The 22633-nt window shown below is 62.4% G+C and carries 18 protein-coding genes and 1 pseudogene; 17 read left to right on the top strand and 2 right to left on the bottom strand.

All coding sequences use genetic code 11. The features are described from left to right. Positions 1–25 precede the first annotated feature (25 nt). The 3 genes from FNZ07_RS03205 to FNZ07_RS03195 all read left to right on the top strand — a co-directional run bounded on the left by FNZ07_RS03205 (position 26) and on the right by FNZ07_RS03195 (position 2442). Positions 26–1285 (top strand): SDR family oxidoreductase, encoded by a 1260-nt coding sequence (locus FNZ07_RS03205; RefSeq protein ID WP_091008377.1) that lies wholly within the window; start codon positions 26–28, stop codon positions 1283–1285. Further along, positions 1282–1758, top strand: a complete 477-nt coding sequence (locus FNZ07_RS03200) for a DUF2269 family protein (protein WP_091008374.1) — start codon at positions 1282–1284, stop codon at positions 1756–1758. Before FNZ07_RS03205 ends, FNZ07_RS03200 begins: the two co-directional genes overlap by 4 nt. A gap of 261 nt (positions 1759–2019) precedes the next feature. Next, positions 2020–2442 carry a phasin family protein gene (locus tag FNZ07_RS03195; protein WP_091008372.1) on the top strand — a complete coding sequence of 141 codons (423 nt, stop codon included), beginning with the start codon at positions 2020–2022 and terminating at the stop codon, positions 2440–2442. 29 nt (positions 2443–2471) lie between these two features. Here the strand turns inward: FNZ07_RS03195 and FNZ07_RS03190 are convergent. Beyond that, positions 2472–3655 (bottom strand): annotated as a pseudogene (locus FNZ07_RS03190) (MFS transporter). A gap of 168 nt (positions 3656–3823) precedes the next feature. On the opposite strand from FNZ07_RS03190, the gene FNZ07_RS03185 reads away from it, so the two are divergent. The 12 genes from FNZ07_RS03185 to FNZ07_RS03130 all read left to right on the top strand — a co-directional run bounded on the left by FNZ07_RS03185 (position 3824) and on the right by FNZ07_RS03130 (position 19021). Further along, entirely contained in the window at positions 3824–4252 is a 429-nt protein-coding gene (locus FNZ07_RS03185; protein ID WP_091008364.1) for a MarR family winged helix-turn-helix transcriptional regulator, read from the top strand. 100 nt (positions 4253–4352) lie between these two features. Then, the gene (locus tag FNZ07_RS03180; protein WP_091008362.1) at positions 4353–4769 is read left to right on the top strand and encodes a MarR family winged helix-turn-helix transcriptional regulator; all 417 of its coding nucleotides are present in this window, start codon (positions 4353–4355) and stop codon (positions 4767–4769) included. Between the two features lie 87 nt (positions 4770–4856). Next, a complete protein-coding gene (locus FNZ07_RS03175) occupies positions 4857–5942 on the top strand; it encodes an HlyD family secretion protein (RefSeq protein WP_091008358.1) in 1086 nt (361 codons plus the stop codon). Between the two features lie 19 nt (positions 5943–5961). Continuing rightward, positions 5962–7569 carry a DHA2 family efflux MFS transporter permease subunit gene (locus FNZ07_RS03170; protein WP_091008355.1) on the top strand — a complete coding sequence of 536 codons (1608 nt, stop codon included), beginning with the start codon at positions 5962–5964 and terminating at the stop codon, positions 7567–7569. A 30-nt stretch (positions 7570–7599) separates the two neighbouring features. Next, positions 7600–9048 (top strand): efflux transporter outer membrane subunit, encoded by a 1449-nt coding sequence (locus FNZ07_RS03165; RefSeq protein WP_091008352.1) that lies wholly within the window; start codon positions 7600–7602, stop codon positions 9046–9048. Positions 9049–9133: 85 nt separating this feature from the next. Then, positions 9134–11785: an aconitate hydratase AcnA gene (gene acnA, locus FNZ07_RS03160; RefSeq protein WP_091008349.1), complete on the top strand. Its 2652-nt coding sequence runs from the start codon at positions 9134–9136 to the stop codon at positions 11783–11785. Further along, entirely contained in the window at positions 11782–12678 is an 897-nt protein-coding gene (locus tag FNZ07_RS03155) for a GntR family transcriptional regulator (RefSeq protein ID WP_091008346.1), read from the top strand. The genes acnA and FNZ07_RS03155 overlap by 4 nt, the downstream gene beginning before the upstream one ends. A 250-nt stretch (positions 12679–12928) precedes the next feature. Further along, complete coding sequence (locus tag FNZ07_RS03150; protein WP_091008343.1) at positions 12929–13789, top strand: alpha/beta hydrolase; 861 nt, start codon at positions 12929–12931, stop codon at positions 13787–13789. A 38-nt stretch (positions 13790–13827) separates the two neighbouring features. Beyond that, on the top strand, positions 13828–15414 hold the full coding sequence (locus tag FNZ07_RS03145) for an ABC transporter substrate-binding protein (protein WP_091008340.1): 1587 nt from the start codon (positions 13828–13830) through the stop codon (positions 15412–15414). An 8-nt stretch (positions 15415–15422) separates the two neighbouring features. Continuing rightward, the gene (locus FNZ07_RS03140) at positions 15423–16364 is read left to right on the top strand and encodes an ABC transporter permease (protein ID WP_091008337.1); all 942 of its coding nucleotides are present in this window, start codon (positions 15423–15425) and stop codon (positions 16362–16364) included. Then, a complete protein-coding gene (locus FNZ07_RS03135) occupies positions 16365–17195 on the top strand; it encodes an ABC transporter permease (protein WP_091008335.1) in 831 nt (276 codons plus the stop codon). Then, positions 17192–19021 carry a dipeptide ABC transporter ATP-binding protein gene (locus tag FNZ07_RS03130; protein ID WP_091008332.1) on the top strand — a complete coding sequence of 610 codons (1830 nt, stop codon included), beginning with the start codon at positions 17192–17194 and terminating at the stop codon, positions 19019–19021. Before FNZ07_RS03135 ends, FNZ07_RS03130 begins: the two co-directional genes overlap by 4 nt. 66 nt (positions 19022–19087) lie before the next feature. Here FNZ07_RS03130 and FNZ07_RS03125 read toward each other — a convergent pair whose 3' ends face one another. Further along, positions 19088–20296, bottom strand: a complete 1209-nt coding sequence (locus tag FNZ07_RS03125) for a porin (RefSeq protein ID WP_091008329.1) — start codon at positions 20294–20296, stop codon at positions 19088–19090. Between the two features lie 215 nt (positions 20297–20511). Between FNZ07_RS03125 and FNZ07_RS03120 the strand changes: the two genes are divergently transcribed. Together FNZ07_RS03120 and FNZ07_RS03115 are read left to right on the top strand one after the other, a co-directional pair. Continuing rightward, positions 20512–21441, top strand: a complete 930-nt coding sequence (locus FNZ07_RS03120) for a LysR substrate-binding domain-containing protein (protein ID WP_091008325.1) — start codon at positions 20512–20514, stop codon at positions 21439–21441. 118 nt (positions 21442–21559) lie between these two features. Beyond that, the gene (locus FNZ07_RS03115; RefSeq protein WP_091008323.1) at positions 21560–22618 is read left to right on the top strand and encodes an ornithine cyclodeaminase; all 1059 of its coding nucleotides are present in this window, start codon (positions 21560–21562) and stop codon (positions 22616–22618) included. The last annotated feature ends 15 nt before the right edge of the window (positions 22619–22633 follow it).

Below are 22633 nucleotides of genomic sequence, written 5' to 3'. Positions count from 1 at the left end.
AGATAAGCGAAGCGTGGAGCACGTCATGAAGGTACTGGTGTGCGGGGCGGACGGGTTCATCGGTCGTGCGCTGTGCGAGCGGATCGAGCGCGAAGGGCATCGCGTGATCAGAGGGCGGCGACACGCGTCGGGTCCCGACGAACTTTCTGCCGACTATTCGACGGACATCGATCACGAGCCATGGCGCGTGAAGCTCGCAGGGATCGATGTCGTCGTCAACGCGGTGGGCATTCTCGTCGAACGCGGCGCGCAGACCTTCGATGCGATCCATCGCCGCGCACCGTGTGCGCTGTTCTCGGCATGCGTCGCAGCGGGCGTGCGTCAGGTGATCCAGATCTCGGCACTTGGCGCGCAGCGGCGCGACACGGCCTACTTCGACAGCAAGTGCGCGGCCGACGAGTACCTGCTCGATTTGCCGATTGATGCATATGTAGTTCGACCGGCGCTCGTATATGGGCGAGACGGAAAATCCGCGGCGTTTTTCCGCATGCTGGCGAGCATGCCGGTGCATGCGCTGCCCGCCGGTGGCCGTCAACGCGTATCGCCGGTGCATATCGACGATCTCGCGGACGTCGTGGCTCGTCTGCTGCGCGCGCCCGCTGCGTCGCTGGATCATCGGTGTATCGATGTCGCCGGCGCAACGCAGATCGAATACCGCGAGATGCTGTCCATTTACCGGGCGTCGATGCGGTTTGCGCCGGCGTATCGAATCGGCGTGCCGCGCTTCGCAGTCGATGCCGCTGCGTGGTTATGCGACCGCGTTCCCGGCGCCATGCTGACACGCGATACCTGGCACATGCTGCAGTCAGGCAATACCGCCGACGCCGCTGAAACGACCGCCGTGCTTGGCCATCCACCTAAAGGCATCGCCGATTTCATCGGCGCGGACGGGGCGGCTTTGCGTAACGAAGCGTTGTCCTCATGGCGCTCCGCATGGTTGCGCATTGCACTGGCCGCGGTCTGGCTCTGGACCGCCTTCGTCAGTGCGTTTCTCTATCCACACGCTGACAGCCTGGCGATGCTTCATCGCGCGGGCCTCGATGGGGCGGTGGCAAATGCAGCGTTATACGGTTCAGCAGCACTCGATGCCGCAATGGGTTTCGCCACGCTCTGCAAACCGGGCCGTCGCTTATGGGCGAGTCAGTTCCTGCTCGTGAGCGCGTACTCGATCGTCGTTGCAATCGCGTTGCCGGAGATGCTGATTCATCCGTTTGGACCGCTGCTGAAGAATCTGCCGATCCTCGCTGTCCTGTGCGTACTCTTCAACGAAGAGACAAGATCATGAACCTCTATCTCGTCGTCAAGACGCTGCATATTCTTTCCTCGGTACTGCTGGTCGGCACGGGGTTCGGTACTGCGTTCTATCTGTACTTCATCAACCGTACGCGATCGGTCGTGGCGATCGCAGCGGTGTCGCGACTCGTCGTACGCGCCGACTGGTGGTTCACCACGCCTGCCGTCATCTTTCAGCCGCTCTCGGGTATATGGCTTGCACATAGCGCAGGCTGGCCGTGGAGCACGCCGTGGCTTGCTACTTCGATTGCGCTTTATGCGCTCGCCGGTGTTTGCTGGCTGCCTGTCGTGTGGTTGCAGGTCGACCTCGCGCGGATGGCACAGGTGGCCGTGTCTGCTGGAGAAACCACGCTGCCGCCGCGGTACTGGCGATATGCGAAGTTATGGGAGCGGCTTGGTTATCCGGCGTTCATCGCGATGGTGGTCGTCTATTTCCTGATGGTGACGAAGCCTGCATTCGCGTGAGCAGTCGGTAACAGCGAACAGCGCTCCCGCCTCCGAAACCCACAAGCCCCGACCGCAAGGCAATTCCCCATGCTGCGCACCTGCGGCGTCTGGTCGTGCGTACGCACCTGTCAGCTGCGGTGCAGCAACTCGCACATCACGACGCCAATATCGTTTGCTGGCGTAATACGGCAGTAACGGGCATGATCGTGTGGCGCGCTGCCGCCCGGGCAGCGCGCGCCCATTGCGCAGGCCATGCGCACACGCCAAGGAGCATCGAGCATGGAACAACCGAACCCGGCCAATCCGTTTGGAGACGTCTTCAAGCTGCTCGAGCAGTTCAAGCTGCCGGGCTTCGATGTGCCCGCCATCATGGAGGCGCGCCGCAAGGACGTCGAAGCGCTGGTGACGGCCAATCAGACTGCGCTGCAAGGCATGCAGTCGCTGGCACAGAAACAGGCCGAGATGTTGCGCAGCACGCTGGGCGAACTGCAATCGCTCGCGACCAAGGTGTCCGCTGCAGGCGCCACGCCCTCGGCGCAGACCGCCGAACTCGTCCAGCAGTCGCTGCACAAGGCACTCGCCGACATGCAGCAGCTCGCGCAGGCGGCTTACAAGTCGCAGGCGGAGTCGTATGCGGTGATCGCGAAGCGCGTCGAGGAAAACGTCGAGGAATTGAAGACACTCCTGCAGCAGAAGAAGTAGCGGTCTTGCGCCGCGGACCTGACGTGTAGTTACGCGTCCGCGGCTTCAGCTTTTATGGATGCACGCGCATGCTGCGGTGCGGGCATGCGTGTCGAACGCCATGCAAAACACAATGCAAGTGCGACGAGGCCGCTACCGGCCCACGGCGTCGCGAGTAGCGCGCCGCGTTCCACCAGCAATCCACCGAATCCCGAGCCCAACGCGACGCCCAGATGCATCGCGGATACGTTGATGCCGACGTTCGCGTCGGCTGCTGCGGGCGCGCTGCGAATCAGGTAGTTCTGCACGATCGGCGAGATCGACCAGCTAAGGCAGCCCCAGATCATCATCGCGGGGACGAACAGGGCGAGCGCGTGTCCGCTGAGCGGTAGCGCGGCCATCGCCAGCAGAAACGCCGCAGGGCAGAGCCGCAACGCACGCGATGCGCCGGCGCGATCCGACAGCCAGCCGCCGAGCCACGCTCCGGTCACACCCGCTACACCGAATGCGACATATAGCAGTGTCAGTTCAGCCGGCCGCGGCGCGAGCCACGTCTGCAGATAAGGGCTGAGGTACGCGAACAGCGTGAAGTGACCACCGATCATCGCAATGGAAACGAACTGAGCGCAGAGCGTTTCCGGATGCGCGAGCTGACTGCGATACGTGCGCCACGCGATAGCTGCGTGCGGCGGTGCGACCGGCAGCCGGTACGCAAGGTAGCAACCGAGCGGCACGACCGCGAGCCCGATCGCCACGAAAACCGCGCGCCAGCCGGCCCAGTCGGCGATCGTCATGCCGACTGGCACACCGAGCACCAGCGACCCGCTGATTCCCATGAAAACGATACCGATCGCGCGGCCGTGCAAACGCGGCGGCGCGAGTTCCGTAGCAAGACGCGTTGCCAGCAGGATCACGGTTGCGCAACTGGCCGCCATTGCTACGCGCGCGGCGAACAGCAGTGCATAGCCGGGCTCAGTGAAGCAAGCAGGTTGCTGCACGCAAATACGCCGAGAGCGATGAGCAACAGGCGCTTGCGCTCGAATCGCGCGAACCTCATAGAAAGGCCGAACGCAGTGAGCGCGAAAACGCAGGAGAAGATCGTGGTGAGCTGCCCCGCGGATGCAAGCGAGACGTGCAGATTGGCCGCAATGGAGGGCAGTATGCCGATGCAGATGTTTTCGTCGATGCCTGCGAGAAAAACCGTTGCCGCCAGCCAGTAGATGCGTGTGTCCATGAATCCCTTCCGATACGTGGCGGCGCGGCAAACAGTTTGCGGCGCCCTCGTGGATCAGTTGGGTTTCGAGGCTGGGCTTCGGTTATCCCGGAGCGGGAAGTTACTCCAACAGCATGACGGGCGCAACTTTTCTTGACAGTGTGTGTATGCACATATAAACTGCCCGCCATGAATCGACCTCTTTCCTACGATGAGTGCAACTGCTTCGCGCTGCGCCAAGCGGCGCGTTTCGTTACGCAGATCTACGAGCGCCATATGGCGCAGGTGGGCGTGACGGCGGCGCAGTTCACGATTCTGGCCAAGCTGGCCCGCACACCGGATCTGACGATGATGGATCTGGCGGACTCAATGGTGATGGACCGCACGACACTCGTGCGCGCGCTCAAGCCGATGCAACGCGACGGGTGGGTCGTCGCCGAAGCATCGGAACACGACGGCCGGACGTATCTGTTCAATCTGTCGAAAAGCGGCGAGCAGGTCTTCGATCAGGCCGCTATTGCATGGCGCGAGGCGCAGGACGAGTTCGAGAGCAAGTTCGGCAAGGCGCGGGCCAAGGCACTGCGCAGTGAACTGTTCGACGTTACGGCAGAAGGATGAACGACGCCCGATTGTCGACCGCATCGAGCAGCACACGGTTATCCCGGAGATTTTTTTCAGCATATTGTGTGCATATACACTTTAAGTTCAGCAAAAAGCCATGGAATTTTCTCCGGAAGACGATTGTTTCGCCGTACGCCAGGCCGCACGCTACGCCTCGCAGATGTATGACCGCCATCTCGCGAATGTCGGTCTGACCATTACGCAGTTCTCGATCTTGTGCCGACTGAGCCGCGGCAGGCGGCTCACGATGAAGCAGCTGGCCGACGAGATGGTGATGGAGCGCACCTCGCTGCTGCGCGCGCTGCGGCCATTGCAGCGCGAGCGCCTGGTGGTGAGCGAAGCACTGACACCGGACGGTCGCGCGTTATCGCTGGGGTTGACGGCCGCGGGCATCGAGCGTTGCGAGGCTGCGAGGTATTACTGGCGCGCCGCGCAGAACGAGTTCGAGCAACGCTTCGGCGAACAGCGCTCGGCGTCGTTGCGCCGTGAGCTGCTCGATATGACCGGCAGCTAGCTTCGCGAAGTTTCAATAGACATATCGGGCTGGCGCGCTCTCAAGCGCTTTTTTTTAACGTTAAACAGTGCATACGCACATACAACCATGTCCACTTCTCCATCGACTCTCGCGCCCGCCGATATTGCCAAACCCGCGCGCCGTATTCCCTGGATGCTGCTTGCGATCGCGACGGTCGTCGTCGTGGTGGCCGCTGCCGTGTCGTACTGGTTTATCGTCGGCCGCTTCATCGAAACGACCGACGATGCCTATGTTGGCGGCGACGTCACGGTGATGGCGCCGAAGGTGAACGGCTTTGTCACCGACGTGCTCGTCAAGGACAACCAGTACGTGCACGCGAACCAGGTGCTGATCCGGCTCGATTCGCGCGATTACGATGCGCGCCTTGCCCAGGCTGATGCAGAAGTGGCGAGTGCCCAGGCGGCGGTGACGGAGCTGCAGGCCCGTAAGTCGCTGCAGCTCGCGACGATCAACGAGCAGTCCGCGGAAGTGAAGGCGTCGGGTGCGGAGCTGACGCGCAGCGCGGCCGACCAGACGCGTTATCGCGAACTGGTGAAGGACGATGCGGTGTCGAACCAGGTGGTTGAACGCGCCGATGCCGATCTCACGAAAGCGCATGCCGCAGTGGACCGCAGCAACGCAGCGCTAGTCGCCGCCCAGCGGCAACTGACGGTACTCGACGCCCAGGTCGGCGATGCGCAGGCGCGGGTTGCAACCGCGCAGGCCGCACAGCGCGTCGCTGCACTGAACGTCGAATACACGACGATCCGCTCGCCGATCGACGGTTATATCGGCAATCGCACCGCGCGCGTCGGCCTGCTGGCCGACGTTGGCGTATCGCTGCTGACGGTCGTGCCGGCTAGCGGCTTGTGGGTCGACGCGAATTTCAAGGAAGACCAGTTGAAGAAGATGCGCGCCGGCGACACAGTCGACGTTTCTCTCGATGCATCGAACCGGGAGATCCACGGCACGGTCGAGAGTCTGGCGCCGGCGACGGGTGCGACCTTCAGCGTGCTACCCGCGGAAAACGCCACCGGCAACTTCACGAAGATCGTGCAGCGCGTGCCGGTGCGCATTCGCCTCGATGTGCCGCACGACATGCAAGGCGTGCTGCGCCCGGGTCTGTCGGCCACGGTCGAGGTGCACGTCGACAGCCCGTCGAACCGTTCGTAACCCATCGGCCCGACGCATCATGAATGCCACCCCCTTTACCGCGCGCGCCCAGAACCACGCTCCCGTTCCTGCGAATCCCGCCGACCAGCCCACCCGCACGAAAGTCTTCGCATTCGCGTTGATGTGCCTGGGCTTCTTCATGGCGACGCTCGATATCCAGATCGTCGCCTCATCGCTGAAGGACATCGGCGGCGGTTTGTCCGCGAGTCAGGACGAACTCTCGTGGGTGCAGACCTCGTATCTGATCGCGGAAATTCTCGTGATCCCGATGTCCGGCTGGCTCACACGCGTGTTCTCGACCCGCTGGGTATTCGCGGCTTCCGCACTGGGTTTCACGCTGACCAGCATGCTGTGCGGGATGGCATGGGACATCAATTCGATGATCCTGTTTCGCGGCCTGCAGGGCGCGCTCGGCGCAGCGATGATTCCCACCGTGTTCACTACCGCTTTCGTGCTGTTTCCCGGAAAGCAGCGGCTGATCGCCTCGACGACGATCGGTGCGCTCGCGTCGCTGGCGCCGACCATCGGCCCTGTGATCGGCGGCTGGATCACTTCGCAATGGTCGTGGCAATGGCTGTTCTATCTGAACGTCGTGCCGGGTGTGTTCGTCACCTTGCTGGTGCCGCGCTTCGTGCACATCGACGAGGTAGATCTGTCGTTGCTGAAGAAAGGCGACTACCTCGGCATCGTGCTGATGTCGGGTTTTCTCGGCTGCCTCGAATACGTGCTCGAAGAAGGCCCACGCAAAAACTGGTTCGGCGATCACGTCATCCTTTTCTGCACCTGGATCTCGGCAATCTGCTGCTTTCTCTTTCTCGTGCATGCGTTCACCGCGAAAGAACCGATCGTCGATCTACGAGCGCTCGCGGTCCGCAATTTCGGCATCGGCAGTCTGCTGTCGTTTATCACCGGCATTGGTCTGTTCTGCGCGGTGTTTCTCACACCGGTGTTCCTGTCACGCGTGCGCGGCTTCGATTCGCTGCAGATCGGTATCGCGCTGCTATCGGTGGGCTGCTTTCAGTTGATCGCGCTGGTGGCGTATTCGCAGCTGGCGCGCTTCTTCGATATGCGCTGGCTGATGGTGTTCGGCCTCGTGTGCTTCGGTCTCGGCTGCTATCTCTACGTGCCGCTGACGAGCCAATGGGGCTGGCAACAACTGCTGATTCCCCAGGCACTGCGCGGTATCGGCCAGCAGTTCGCGGTACCGCCGATCGTCACGATGGCACTCGGCTCGCTGCCGCCGTCGCGGCTCAAGTCGGCGAGCGGCCTGTTTAACCTGATGCGTAACCTTGGCGGTGCGATCGGTATTGCGGTGAGCAGCACGATGCTCAACGACAGGTTGAACCTGCACTATCTGCGGCTCGACGAACATGTCACCGCGGGGCGTCCGGTGATCGAGTCGCTATTGCACTCGCAAACCGCGCATTTTGCTGCGGTGGGCGGCGGCGCATTGAATGCCGCGAACGCAGGGCTCGGCACGTTGCATGCGTTGCTGCTGCGCGAGGCGTTGGTGCTGACGTTCTCCGATGCTTTTTTCGCGGTCGCACTGTGCTTCGTGGTCGGTCTGCTGAGCGTTGTGTTCTCGAAGCCGTTCGGCAACCGGGCACCGCCTCCCGATGCGCATTGAACCTGATGTACCGACACTGAGACGACAGACATGAACCCAATGATGAAGCGCGCGCTGGCCGCCATGATGATCGCGAGTCTCGCGGCCTGTGCGGTGCAGCCCGAAAGCCATGCCAATCTGCCGCAGACGGTGCAGACCGTTGCGCCCACGACATGGAGCGTCGATGCGCCGCACGATACGAAGGACGCAGCCGCATGGTGGGCGCAGTTCGGCGACCCGGTCATGCATCGTCTGGTGCAGACGGTGCTTGATAACAACCTCGATGTGAAGGCTGCAGTCGAGCGCGTCAAGCAGGCGCAGGCCGTCGCGACACAGCGCGGCGCGGTTCTTTTGCCGCAACTCGATGCCAACGCGCAAGCGGCCGATGAACGCCAGAACGCACCACCACCGCTCGGCTACGTGCGGCAGGCAGGCTTCGGCCTCGCGGCGAGCTGGACCCCAGACATATTCGGTGGCGAGCGTCTGGCGTTGCTCGCGGCACAGGCACAGACAAGCGGCCGCGAAGCTGCGCTGAACGAACTGCGGCTTGCGCTCGCGGCAAATGCTGCGTCGGCGTATATCGATCTGCGCTGGGCGCAGGCCGATCTGCAGATCCTGCAAGACAACGAGCAGATTCGCAGCCGCGCGCTGAAGTTGACGCAGGAGCGCCTGCACTACGGGCTGTCGACGCAGCTCGACGTCGCGCGTGCGCGCAATCAACTCGAAGACGTGCAGGCGCGCATACCCCGCACGCAATCGACGATCCAGCATCAGTTGAGCCTGATTGCGGTGTATTCGGGGCGGGCGCCGGAAAGCGTCGATGGTCTGTTGAGCGGCGACACACTGGTTGGAGCAGTAGCGATTCCAGTTCCACCCACCGACGTTCCGCAAACTCTGCCTTCCGATGCACTGTTGCGCCGTCCCGATGTGCGTACCGCGTATGCAGGCGTCGAACAACGCGCAGCGGAAGTCGGAGCGGCGAAAGCGCAGCGCTATCCGCAATTCCGGTTGAGTCTGACTGACGGCCTGCTTGCTTCGTCATACCTCGGCTTGCCGACACTGACAGACAACCTGTTCAGCGCCGCATTGAGCGCGACGAGCCCGATCTTCAACGCGGGCCGTATCACTGCGAACATCGACGAGAACGAAAGCCGCATGCACGAATCGCAGCTCGGTTTGCAGCAGACCATGCTGCAGGCGCTCAAGGAAATCGAGGATACGCGCAGCGATCTCGTTAGCGGCGCGGTGCAGGTCGAGCGTCTGGGCGGTGCGCTCGATGCGTCGAACCAGGCGCTGCATCTGTCGAGCGCGTTGTACAAGAACGGGGCGTCGAGTTTTCTCGACGTGCTCGACGCACAGGAGGTGTATCTGCGCGACGAGCAATCGCTGAACCAGGCGCGCCGCGAACATGCGCTTGCTGCTGTGGCGTTGTACCGGTCGCTCGGTGGCGGTTGGGACCCGGACGCAGCGTCTGCCGATGTGGCGTCGGCGGCGCGCTGACTGGCGAAGGCTTGCAGCACTGTTCCAGCAGATTGACGTTTTCGGTATATTGCATTTGTAATTATAAAAATGCAATATACCGGGAATGCAAACTACCCGTATTCCCACTACAGCGAAGCTGAGCGTCGGCGATGCCTCGTTTCGATTCGTCGATCTCAAGGCATCGTTCGGCGCTGAGCTGTTGCGCCTGCCGGTGGTACTACGGCTGCTGCTGGAAAACGCGGCGCGCAATGCACAGGGAACCGAACAGCACGATGCGATCGAAGCGATCTTCGACTGGCTCATAGACGGCACGAGCCACGCGGAGATCGCGTTTTACCCAGGCCGCGTGCTGATGCACGACACGACCAGCACACCCGCACTGGTCGACATTGCCGCGATGCGCGATGTGCTCGCGGAAGCCGGCGTCGATCCCACCGTGCTGAACCCGGTGCTGCCCGTCGACGTTTCAGTCGATCACTCGCTGGCCGTCGAATACTTCGCGCAACCCGACGCCGCGTCGCTGAACCTGCAACTCGAACTCCACCGCAATGCGGAGCGTTATCGCTTCCTGCGCTGGGCATCCCACGCGCTCGAAGGCGTGCGCATTCATCCGCCGGGCACGGGGATCATGCACACGATCAACCTGGAGCAGCTTGCCACGGTCGTGTCGATCGAAAGCCGCGAGGGCGAGGACTGGGCCGTGCCCGATACCCTGATCGGAACGGACAGCCATACGCCGATGATCAACGGCATCGGCGTACTCGGCTGGGGCGTGGGCGGGCTGGAAGCCCAGACGGTGATGTTCGGCATGCCGGTCATGCAGAGGGTGCCCGATGTCGTGGGCGTGCGGCTGAGCGGCGCGTTGCGCGCCGGCGTACTCGCTACCGATCTGGCGTTGACCGTCACGCAACGCTTGCGCGAGATCGACGTGACGGGTGCGTTCGTCGAGTTCTTTGGACAGGGTGTGAGCACGCTGAGCGCGGGCGAACGTTGCGTAGTGGCGAACATGGCGCCGGAATACGGCGCAACGACGGGCTTTTTTCCGGTTGACCAGCAGACCCTCGATTATCTTCGAGCGACCGGCCGGCCAGCAGACGTCATCGCTCGCGTCGAGGCGTTGATGAAAAGAACCGGCTTGTGGTTCGATCCAGATGCGGTACCGCGCTACACCCGCGTCGTCGACATCGATCTGGCCGCGATCGGCATGCATGTAGCCGGGCCGCGCCGCCCGCAGGATCTGCTCGGCTATGCGGATACAGCACAAGCACTGGCGAAGCTCGCCTTCGCACCCGGCAACGCGCCAGCAAACCTGCCTGAATACCCAGTCGCGATCGCCGCGATCACCAGTTGCACGAATACTTCGGACCCTGCGTTGCTCATTGCTGCCGGCCTCGTCGCTCGCAACGCGCGCCGCCTCGGGTTGCGCGTACCGCCTTGGGTGAAGACTTCGCTTGCACCGGGTTCGCCGGCTGCGGGGAGCTATCTGCAGCGCGCCGGCTTGATCGACGATCTGTCGGCGCTCGGCTTCGATATCGTCGGTTACGGTTGCACGACCTGCATCGGCAATGCCGGCCCATTGACCGAGCCCGTTCAGGCCGCGCTTGCCGACGGCACGATTCATCCGGTCGCGGTACTGTCGGGCAACCGCAATTTCCCAGGCCGCATTCACCCCGAGCTGGATCTTGGCTTCATCATGTCGCCGCCGCTCGTGATCGCTTTCGCGCTAGCAGGCGATGCGCAGGCGAATCTCGAGCGCGATCCGTTGCAAATCGGGGCCGACGGTACAGCGGTTTTTCTCAAGCAGATCTGGCCGACGCGCGAAGAGATTGCCGCGCTGGTCGAGCGCGCTGCCTCGCCGGACGACTATCCACGTGCATTCGCCGAAGCGTCGCGGAACCCGGTCTGGCATCGGCTCGACGCACCCGATAGTCCACGCTTCCCATGGAACCCGACTTCGACCGCGCTGCGCCGTCCTCCTTTTGCGACGCTCGATGAAGGCGGCCTGCCAGGACATTACCGCGCGTACCCGCTGCTCGTGGTCGGCGACGACGTGACGACGGATCACATCTCGCCGGCCAGCGCGATTCCGCAAGACAGTTTTGTTGCCGATTTCCTGGTGGAGCGCGGCGACGATCGTAACGATCTGAATGTGTTTGCATCGCGACGCGGCAACTGGGAAGTGATGGTGCGCGCCGCGTTCTACAACAAGACGCTGATCAATCTGTTGCAAGCCGATGTGCCGGTCGCGCACACGCTGCATGTGCCTGACGGCGCAGTGCTACCGATCTTCGAAGCCGCGCGCCGCTATCGCGCGAACGGCGACGCGGTCGTGCTCGTTGCGGGCGAGCGCTACGGGACAGGTTCGTCGCGCGACTGGGCCGCCAAGGGGCAACGTCTGCTCGGTATCCGCGCGGTGGTGGCGGTCAGCTTCGAACGGATTCACCGCTCCAACCTGATCGGTATGGGCATCCTGCCGCTGTGCCTGCCACCGGGCGTCAATCCCGCGACGCTGAATCTCCAGCCGCGCGATCAACTGGAGATCGACGCGAACGCCGATGCGTTGGCACCGCGCGGCCCGATCTCCGTGCGAATCCATCGGGCGAACGGCAGTACCGAGGTATTCGAGGCGCACGCGGCCGTGGAAACGCGGCTCGAAATCGAACTGCTGCGCGTGGGCGGCGTGATTCCGCTGATCCTGCAGAAAACGCTGACAGCACACCGCACAACGACCGGCCTACCCAACGGCACCCGATGACCCCCGACCAATCCATCGCGAGCCAGATTATCGAACTGATCCAGACCGAAGGGATCGAGGTCGGCAGCCATTTGCCCGCGCAGAAGCTGGCCGACCGGCTGCGCGTTTCGCGCTCGCCGGTCAACGAAGCACTCGTGCTACTGCACGAAAAAGGCCTCCTGACCCGCGAACCGAACCGCGGTTTCTTCCTCGCGAAACCTGTCATCGCACCGCTTGCGGAAGTCGTCGACGGACTCGGTCTGGCCGCGCAGGACATCGTCACCCGCGTCTACTTCCAGATTGCCGACGACCTGCTGAAAGGCGAATTACCCGAAACATCATCCGAACTGATGCTGCGCGAGCGCTACGGGCTCACGCATACCCAGTTGAATGCGGTACTTGGACGGATTGCAGGAGAGGGCTGGGCCGAGCGCAAGCCCGGCTACGGCTGGATCTTCTCGACGATGCTGACCACGCCGGACAGCCTGTTGCAGTCGTACCGTCTGCGGCTCGCGCTGGAACCGGCCGCGTTGCTGGAACCAGGCTTTCGTCTCGAACGCAAGGTACTGGAACGATGCCGTGCCGCGGAGCAGCATCTGCTCGACGGCGGAATCGAAACCGATACCGCGGATCAACTCCACGATCGCGGCGTGCGCTTTCACGAAGCGCTGGTCGAAGCGTCCGGAAACCCCTTCTTCATCGATACGATCAAGCGCGTGAACCGCGTGCGCAGGCTGCTCTCATACCGCTCGATGCGCGATCGCAAGCGTTACGTCAAACATTGCCGGCAGCACCTGCAGATTCTTGCGTTGCTCGAACAGGAGCGCAACGACGAGGCGTCCGAGGCGCTGCGCGAACATCTGCGTCATACGCTCGACGCGCTCGCGAAGATCGCCGGCATCCTGCAACCGTAGCGGGCCGAGCCTCATGTGCTCCCGGAGAGCCGGGCGTGACGATCTAAAAAACAGATCACGATATTTTGGACTGGCTTCCTTGCTGGCAAGGGCGTGCTTACGATCGTCACACATCTCGATGAGTGACTGACACAAGCCTGCATAGCTAAAGTTTTCGTTTATCGTAAGTAAGAAGAAATCGTAACTTTCTTTGTTTTTGCGAATCCACACTACGCATATGACGATTTCCAACAACTCTTTAAGTCTGTCTATGCCCCCTCAAGACCCTCCCGCCGGTGCCGTCTCCCAGGGCGATGCGATGTACGACTACGGCTCAACCACCGTGTTCACGCACCGCAACGATCCGCGCTTCGCTTACACGTTGTACGTGCCGCCCGCTATCCGGCAACCGTCGAACAACGTCGAACTCGTCGTTGCGGTACACGGCACCGACCGCGGCTTCATCAAATACCGCGACGCTTTCGCAGGCTTTGCCCGCTGGAACAACTGCGCGGTGCTGTGCCCGCTGTTTCCGGTCGGCGTGCTCGGCGACAACAACCGCGACGGCTACAAGCATCTGCTGGAAGGCGACATTCGCTACGACCGTGTGCTGCTCGATATGGTCGAAGAAGTCGGCAGCCGTTACGTCAAAACCTTCGACACGTTCGCGTTGTTTGGTTTCTCCGGCGGCGGCCAGTTCGTCAACCGCTTTGCCTACCTGCACCCGGAGCGGCTGTGGGCGGCATCGATCGGTGCACCGGGCTCCGTGACGCTGCTCGACGTGAACCGCGACTGGTGGGTCGGGTTGCGTGGCATCGAACAGCGCTTCGGAAAACCGTTCGATCTCGAGGCGTTGCAACGCGTGCCTGTCCAGATGGTGGTCGGCAAGGCCGATCTGGAGACGTGGGAGATCACGCATCGCGAAGGCCGCGGCAGCTACATGCCGGGTGCCAACGATGCCGGTGCTACGCGCCCGGAGCGCCTGCGCACGCTGCGGCAGACCTTCGAAACCGCCGGCGTCAAGGTGCAGTTCGACGAATTGCCGAACATCGCCCATAACTCGTTGCAGACCATCGAGGCCGCGGTGCTCGATTTCTTCGCAACAGTACTGAGTACGCGGCGTTCGCAATAGCGACGGCGCGAGAACAATATCTGGAGACCGCATTTGTGATGCCCCGCTGCCTGGTTGCCTTGCAACATCGGTTGTGCGTGCTTGTCGCGTTGACGGGATGCGTCGTGTGGGCGGCGCCGCGTGCCATTGCGGCCGCAACGACAGCGCCGGGAACGACACACGAAATCCGCCTTGCCGAAAGTATCGATACGCAAACGTCGATGCCCGGCAACGTCGCGCGCAACGTGACCACCGACAACATCATGGCGAACGTCGTCGAGTCGCTGGTGGCGCTGCGCGCGGACCTGAGCGTTGCGCCGATGCTCGCGGACAGCTGGGACATCTCGCCGGACGAGAGAACCTATACGTTCCACCTGCGACACGGCGTGCTGTTTCACGACGGCAAGCCGGTGACCTCTGCCGAGGTCAAATGGAGCTTCGAGTTTCTGATGAAACCAGGCTCGCAGTTTCAATGCCGGTTTCTCTATAACGGCGATCGCGGAGCGCGCGTGCTTGCGGTCCACACGCCTGATCCATCGACGGTTGTCTTCGAGCTCGACCGGCCCGATACCCTATTCCTCAAACGCATGGTCGATCCGAGTTGTCCGCTCGCGGTGCTGAGCCCGTCGAGCGTGGACAGCACCGGTGCCTGGATCAAACCGGTTGCCACCGGCCCGTATGTGTTCTCGGAATGGAAGCGCGGCCAGTACGTGCTGCTCAAGCCGTTCGCGCGATACCGGCCGCGCAGCGAACCGCCGAGCGGTATGGCCGGTGCCAAGATCGCGCACGACGACGTCCGCTTTGTCGTGATTCCCGACGCGGCTGCACAGAAGTCCGCGCTGGTCGCCGGGCAGATCGACTTGATGGGGATCGACGGCGACGACCTGTTGCCACCCGATCCGCGCTGGCATGTCATCGACGGTCCGAGCGCCGATCCGTCCGCGCTGCTGATGCAGACACGCGACCCGTTGCTCGCCGACGTGCGCATGCGCCGCGCGATTGCGCTCGCGCTCGATCTGCCTGGTATCGTCAATGCGGTGAGCGACGGACGCGCGCGCTACAACCCGTCGTTCGTGCCCGATGCCAGCGAGCTGTTTTCTTCTGTCGATGCGACCGGCTACACGAAGAACCTGCCCGAAATGAAGCGTCTGCTCGCGCAGGTGGGGTACCACGGCCAGACGCTGAAGCTCGAAACCAACCGGCGCTATACGGACATGTACAAGCAGGCGGTGTACATGCAGGCGCTGTTGTCGAAGGCGGGTATCCGTACTGAACTAAGCATCGTCGAGTGGGGTACGCAGCTCAGCGACTTTCGCTCGGGTCATTTCCAGATGATGTCGTTCGGCTACTCGGCGCGTATCGATCCGGCATTGATGTATGGCGAGGTGCTCGGCGACAAATCGAAGGCGCCGTTATACCAATGGGAAAACTCCGCTGCGCGCGCGTTGCTGCGCAGCCTGCAGGGCGTCGCCGACGACAACGTGCGCAAGCGGACCTTCGAGCAACTGCACCGCATGATGATCGCCGACACACCGATGCTGGTGACTTACTACACGCGTGACCTGCTGCTTGTCAGCAGCCGTCTGCAGGGCGTGACCTCCTGGCCGATGCGCCGGATCCGGTTGTTCAACGTGACCAAAGAGTAGCGAACACGATGCTTGCCTACATGATCAAACGGATCGCGATGGCGGTGCCCACGGTCGTCATCGTGACGCTGCTGGTCTTCGGCATGATGCGCGCGATTCCCGGCGACCCCGCAACGTTGATGCTCGGCGATATCAACGACCCGGTGCTGCTCGCGCAGTTGCGCCACCAGTTCGGACTCGACCGCTCCGTGCCGGAGCAGTTCGTGGTGTGGGTCACACACCTGCTGCACGGCGATCTGGGCATGTCGATCGCGCGTCATCAACCGGTGGCCGAGCTGATCCGCACGACGTTCCCGGTCACTGCGCAGATCGTGCTGGCAGCAACGCTGCTGGCAAGTGTGATTGCGATTCCGGCGGGGCTCTTCGCGGCGTGGTCGCAGAACCGCCGCGCCGATCCCGCGATCGTGTTCGGCAGCATCCTGCTGGTGTCGTTGCCGAGCTTCTGGGTCGGCATCCTGTTGATGTGGGTATTCGGTGTGAAGCTGCAATGGCTGCCGACGTTCGGCTACGAGAGTTTCAGCGAAGCGGGTTGGGGCAGTGTGCGATACCTGGTGCTGCCGGTGCTGGCCGTTGCGTTCGGTGAAATCGCCGTGCTGACGCGCATGATGCGCGCGAGCAGCCTCGAAGTGCTGCGCCTCGAATACATCTCGCATGCGCGTGCCAAGGGGTTATCCGAACCGCGCGTCCTGCTGCGTCACGCGTTGCCGAACGCGTTCGGGCCGGCGCTGACCGTGGTCGGCCTGATCCTCGGCCATTTGCTCGCGGGCGGAGCTGTAATCGAAACCGTGTTCACACTACCGGGCATGGGACGTTTGCTGGTCGACAGTATTTACGCGCGCGACTATCCGGTCGTGCAGGGTTGCCTGCTGCTGATCGCGTTGCTCTATGTCCTCGTCAATCTGCTCGTCGACCTGCTGTACCCGGTCTTCGATCCGCGCATGAAGCTCTAGATGAAACTGTCCTCCTTCAAGCGGTTGAATCTCGCGATCGGTGTCGTGCTGGTCGGATGGCTGCTGCTGATCGCACTGGTCGGCCTTTTCTACACACCCTACGATCCCAGCGACGTCGATCTCGTCACACGCTACGCCGCACCGAGTTTGCAGCACTGGCTCGGCACCGATGAATTCGGTCGGGACGTGCTGTCGCGCATCATGGCGGGTGCCGGGGTGAGCGTGACGGTCAGCGTTGGCTCGGTGTTGTTCGCGCTCGCGCTTGGGACGACGCTCGGCACTGTGTGCGGATATGTCGGCGGCTGGCTCGACCGGTTGGCGTTGGTGCTGATCGATGCGTTGATGGCGTTCCCGGGCTTGTTGCTCGCGCTCGGCATCATGACGGTGCTGGGGCCGTCGAAATGGGCGGTGGTCCTTGCGCTCGGGCTTGCTTACACGCCCTCGGTGATGCGGCTCGCGCGCGGCGGCACATTGTCGCTGCGCAGCCGCGATTTCGTCGTTGCGTCGCGTGCAATGGGCAATAGCGGCTGGTGGACGCTATGCCGGCACGTGCTGCCGAACTGTGTCGCACCGCTGCTGATCTTCTCGACTTCGCTATTCGGTTCTGCGCTGCTTGCAGAAAGCGCGCTGAGCTTTCTCGGTCTCGGCGTACCGCCGCCTGCGCCGACCTGGGGCGGCATGCTTGCCGATAGCCGCGGTGCAATCGACCGCGCGATCTGGCTGGCGATTTTCCCAGGCATGTCGATCTCGCTCGCGCTGCTTGGCATCAATATGCTCGGCGACGCGGTACGCGATCTGCTCGATCCGCGCATGAAGGGAGTGGTCCGATGACGGTTCCGCAATCCGCACAGACACCGCTGCTGAGCGTGCGCGATCTCACGCTCGCGTTTCGCGGCGCCGACGGTAACCCGAAGCCTGTGGTTCAGCAGGTGAGTTTCGAGCTCGATGCCGGAAGGTCGCTGGCGGTGGTCGGAGAATCGGGCAGCGGCAAGACGATGATCGGTAAAGCGCTGCTTGGCTTGCTGCCGGACTCCGCGCAGATACTCGGCGGCAATGCGACCTTCGCGGGCCGCGAGTTGCTCGACCAGACGCCGGCACAATGGCGCGCGCTGCGTGGTGTCGGGGTCGGCATGGTGTTTCAGGAGCCGATGGTGTCGCTGAATCCGGCGTTTCGCATCGGCACGCAGTTGACTGAAGCGCTGACACGGCGACGCGGTGTACCGCATGCGCAGGCGTGGGCCCAGGCGGTCGCGATGCTCGAGCGCGTACGGGTGCGCGATCCACAAGGTTGCATGAAACGCTATCCGCACGAGTTCTCCGGCGGTATGCGGCAGCGGATCATGCTCGCCGCGGTGATGCTGCTGCGTCCCAAACTGCTGATCGCCGACGAGCCGACCACCGCGCTCGACTGCGTCGTGCAGAAGGAAGTACTCGACCTGATGACAGCATTGACGCGCGAAGAGGGCACCGCGTTGATCTTTATCAGCCACAATCTCGCGCTCGTTGCCGCATATACGGAGCAGGTGCTCGTGATGCGTGCCGGGGTTGCAGTGGAAAACGGCCCGGCAGCGCAGGTGTTATCGCGGCCTTCGCATCCGTACACGCTTGCGTTGCTCGATGCGTTACCGCGGCGTGCAGAAACACCATTGGACGTGGCTCCGCCGGCACAGGCCGAGGTGCCTCGTGGCGCCGCAGTTGTGCCGCCGGTCCTCGAGGTGCGCAACGTCGCGATCGACTATCCCGCCGCACGCGGTGGCATCGGCACCTGGCTGCGCGGCGCTGGCAAGGTACGGGCGGTGCACAGCACGTCGTTCAGCGTGCGGGTAGGCGAAACGCTCGCTATTGTCGGAGAGTCGGGCAGCGGAAAGACGAGCTTGACCAAGGCCGTGCTCGGCCTCGTCGCGCCAGCGGAAGGAGAGGTTCTGCTGAACGGCGAACCGTTTCTGGACGGCAGCGCGAAGCGTCTACAGCTGGCGCGTCGTGCGATCCAGATCGTCTTTCAGGACCCGTACTCGTCGCTCGATCCGCGCATGCGGGTCAGTGCGCTGGTAGCCGAAGGTTTGCGTGCAGACCACACACTCGATGCCGCACAGCGTGCAGTGCGTGTCAGCGAATCGCTGGCGGATGTCGGTCTTGCCGATCACGCACAGCGCTTTGTGCATGAGCTATCGGGTGGTCAGCGTCAGCGGGTGGCGATAGCACGTGCGCTTGCGAGTCGTCCGGCTGTGATCATCGCCGACGAACCGGTATCCGCGCTCGATGTGACCGTGCAGAAGCAGGTGCTCGATATGCTCGTGGCGCTGCAGGCGCGCTACGGCTTTGCCTGTCTGCTGATCTCGCACGACCTGGGCGTGGTCGAGCAGATCGCGCAGCGCGTGCTGGTGATGCTGCGCGGACACATTGTCGAAGAAGGCACACGCGACGCGGTATTCGACGACCCCTGTCATCCGTACACGCGCCGCTTGTTGCAGGCGGTGCCGGAGTTGCGCGGCAACCGGCAGGATGGTTTCAAGGTCGTATCGCGCGAAGTGCCGATGCAGCGCCGCGCTACCGAGACCTATTTCGATCCAGACGACGCAAAACGCGGCACACCGCAGATGATCGATGTGATGCAGGCAGATGCAAGGCATCGCGTCGCGGTATTCGCGAACGCGTAAGCAGCAGACAAAGAAAAGGTGCCGCGAGACACCTTCTTCAAAGTAGTGCGGTAGCGCCCGACGTTGTCAGAACTTGTGCCGGATACCGACCACCACAGCAGTCTGCGAATTGCTCGACGAACTCGACAGGTTGGCGATTGCGGCGACGGCCTTCTTGCCGGTCGAGTCCTCGCCGCTGGCGTGTTCGTAGATACCGACGAGATAGAGATCGGTGCGTGTGGAGAGCAGGTAGTTCGCGCCCAGGTTGATCTGGTTATAAGTCGCGCCGGAGATGCTGCCAACCGAACTGCCGCGCGTATAGGTATAAGCGGCACCGAGTTGCAGCGCCGGGGTGACGAGGTAGGTAAAGTTCAGCTCGCCGAGATTGAAACTGGCGGTACCGTGCAGATGGCTGGGGTTCAGTCCGGCACCTGCTTCGCTGCCGAGATTCTGGAACGCGACGTTGCTGTAAACACCGCCGATCGTCGCATTGCCGATCTTGTAGGCGGCGCCCGCGCTGATCACCTGCCATGCGCCTGCCGACGCGAAGCCGCTGTACACCGGGCTCGACATGTTCAGTGCGCTGGTCGATGCCGAGGTATTCGCGTTCGGATTCGTGCCGAACACCGAGTAGTTCGGGTCTTTGGCTTTTTCGTAGGCGACGCCGAGTGCGAGCGGGCCGTTGCGGTAACCGGCACCGAAGCCGTACAACTGGTTTTGCGTGACCTCACCGGCTTTACCGCCAAAGCTGTAGAGGCCGCCGAACGTGAAGCCGCCATAGTTCTGGCTCGCGTACTTGACTGCATTGTTGATGCGATAGGAGTTGTCGAGATTGTCCATGTCGCCAGGGTGGGCGCCATAGATGCTGCCCCATTCGGTAGCGGTGACGAGTGTTTCGTCGTTTGCCGATTCGAAACCGCCGACATAGTCGCCAAGCGGATCGTACTGACGGCCTAGGGTTACCGTGCCGTACGGGCCTGCGAGGCCGACATACGCTTTGCGTCCGAACAGGGCGCCGCCCTGGCCGAGTGTGCCGTTGTCGACGTTGAAGCCGCCTTCGAGACGAAAGATGGCTGTGAGTCCGCCACCGAGATCTTCGGAACCGCGCATGCCCCAACGGTCGCCTTGCAGGTTGCCGGACGCAGCGGAGTATTGACGCGCGCCTTTCGAGTTCGAGTTGTACTCGAGGCCGGTGTCGATGAGTCCGTAGAGGGTGACGCTGCTCTGGGCATGCGCGATGCCTGACAAGGTGGAGAGTGCGGCGAATGCAGTGAGCGTTGGAATGGTCTTTTTCATCATATTATCCTCGGCAAAGCCGGATGCGACTGCGGTATGAAACCTGCGCGAAAGGCGCAAGCTGAATCGAAGGCTAAGCGGTCATTTTTGGTCCAGGAAGTTCGATCCATGGCATCGCGATCGAATGGAAAGATCACAATAGAGACCCGTATTTGCAGCGTGTAGAAGACCTGTTACGCGTGGCGGGGGTCGTTACGGGTCGTCAAGGAAACCTCATGACATTGAGTCAGCTCAGAGCGTTTTGCTCAGTCGTCGAACAGGGCAGTTTTCGCGCGGCTGCGCGTTCACTCGATATCGCGCAGAGCGCGTTGACCCATGCGATCCAGAGTCTCGAAGCGGAACTCGCCGTGACGCTGCTGACGCGTTCGCATCTCGGCATCAGCCTCACGCCGTTCGGCGAGAAGCTGCTCGTCAGGGCCTCGGCGATTCTCAAGGATTGCGAGCGCATCGATCTCGACATGCGCGAGCTGGAGGGCGAACCGGTTGGGCGGATTTCGCTCGGCGTGACTTCCGAGCCGCTCGCCGAATTGCTCGTACCGGTGCTGAAAAACTTCATGGCGGCGTTTCCGCGTGTGCTCGTGCATGTATCGAGCGGCTCGGCGCAGATGCTGATGGAACGGATTCGCAACGGCCGGCTCGATTTCGCGCTGTGTCCGTTGTCGCCGCAGGTGGTCGATGCGGATCTGCATATCGACCGGTTGTATCCATCGGCGCCCGCGGTGCTCGCGCGCGCGGGGCATCCAAAGGCGCACGCGACGTCGATTGCCGAGCTGGCCGATTGCGAATGGGTCGGTTTCAGGCGGGAAGGCATCGTCGGGATTGCAGCGAATCGCCTGGTAGGCATGTTCGCTGCACACGGCATCGAAGGGCCCAAGATCGTGATTACCGCTGAAACCCTGCTGGAGTCGCTGTTTCTCGTGTGCGAGACCGACTATCTGACGATGGACCCTGGCGTGCTTGCGAGCTACAAGCTGTTTTCAGGTTCGCTGATCAGAATTCCGATCCGCGAGACTTTTAGCCGGCGCGACGTGAGCTTGATACGCCGCAGTACGTCGCCGCTGACGCTGGTCGCGCACGAACTGTCGAGCATGCTGATTTCGTATGCGCGTCTGCAGCACGGTGTGGCGCGAAGTAGCGATGCGTGAGCGGCTATGCGCTGCAGTGATCTGATTCTCCGATCGCGATAGCCGCGAGCGCGCTTCCGGCCGTCCAGGCGAGCACCTAACATAGCGGGCATTCATTGCGTTTGCGAGCCCCAGGAAAATGACCCGATATATCGATGTAAGCGATGTCCGCAAGCTGGTCACGTCGATTGGCGCCGAGGCGTTCATCACGACGATGGCCGACTACATTCGCGCGGACTATCTGCGCTGGAACGAGTTCGAGAAGTCGGCGCGAGTCGCCAATCATGTGCCCGGCGGCGTGATCGAGCTGATGCCGACATCGGATCGCACGCTATACGGCTTCAAGTATGTGAACGGGCACCCGAAGAACACCCACGTCAATATGCTGACCGTGATGGCGTTCGGCGTGCTCGCGGAAGTCGATTCGGGCTTTCCGGTGTTGCTCAGCGAATTCACGATCATGACCGCGTTGCGCACAGCCGCGACGTCCGCGCTCGTGGCGAAGGTGCTGGCACGACCGGATGCGCGATCGATGGCGTTAATCGGCAACGGCGCGCAAAGCGAGTTCCAGGTGCTGGCGTTTCGTGCGATGCTCGGTATCGATGAGGTTCGCGTGTTCGATATCGATCCCGCCGCCACCGACAAACTGATCCGCAATCTGTCCGGTTTCAAGGGGCTGCGGATCGTCAGGTCGGCAAATGCGGCAGAAGCGGTGCGCGGCGCCGACATCGTGACGACCGCCACCGCCGACAAAGCCAACGCAACGATCCTGACACCGCAGATGATCGAACCGGGCATGCATATCAACGCCGTTGGCGGCGACTGCCCCGGCAAGACGGAGCTGCATGCGGACGTGCTGAAGGGCGCGCGCGTGATCGTGGAGTTCGAACCGCAGACCAGGATCGAAGGCGATATTCAGCAACTGCCGGCAGATTTTCCGGTGGTCGAGTTATGGCGTGTGCTGTCCGGCGAGCTGGCTGGTCGCGAACATGCGGCGCAGGTCACTGTGTTCGATTCGGTTGGCTTCGCGCTCGAAGATTTTTCGGCGCTGCGCTATTTGCGCGACGTCGCCGATGCGCGCGATATCGGTCGACAGATCGATCTGATACCTAAGCCTGCGGACCCGAAGAATCTCTATCAGTTTGTCGCCGCTGCCGAAGTTGTCGCTGAGCCGCGATTCGTTCGATTGACGGCATAACGCGCGCTTTATTTT

Source organism: Paraburkholderia megapolitana, from assembly GCF_007556815.1.
GTDB lineage: Bacteria > Pseudomonadota > Gammaproteobacteria > Burkholderiales > Burkholderiaceae > Paraburkholderia > Paraburkholderia megapolitana.
The sequence above is the reverse complement of the archived record's forward strand: the minus strand, read 5'-3'. Positions and strand labels throughout refer to the sequence as shown.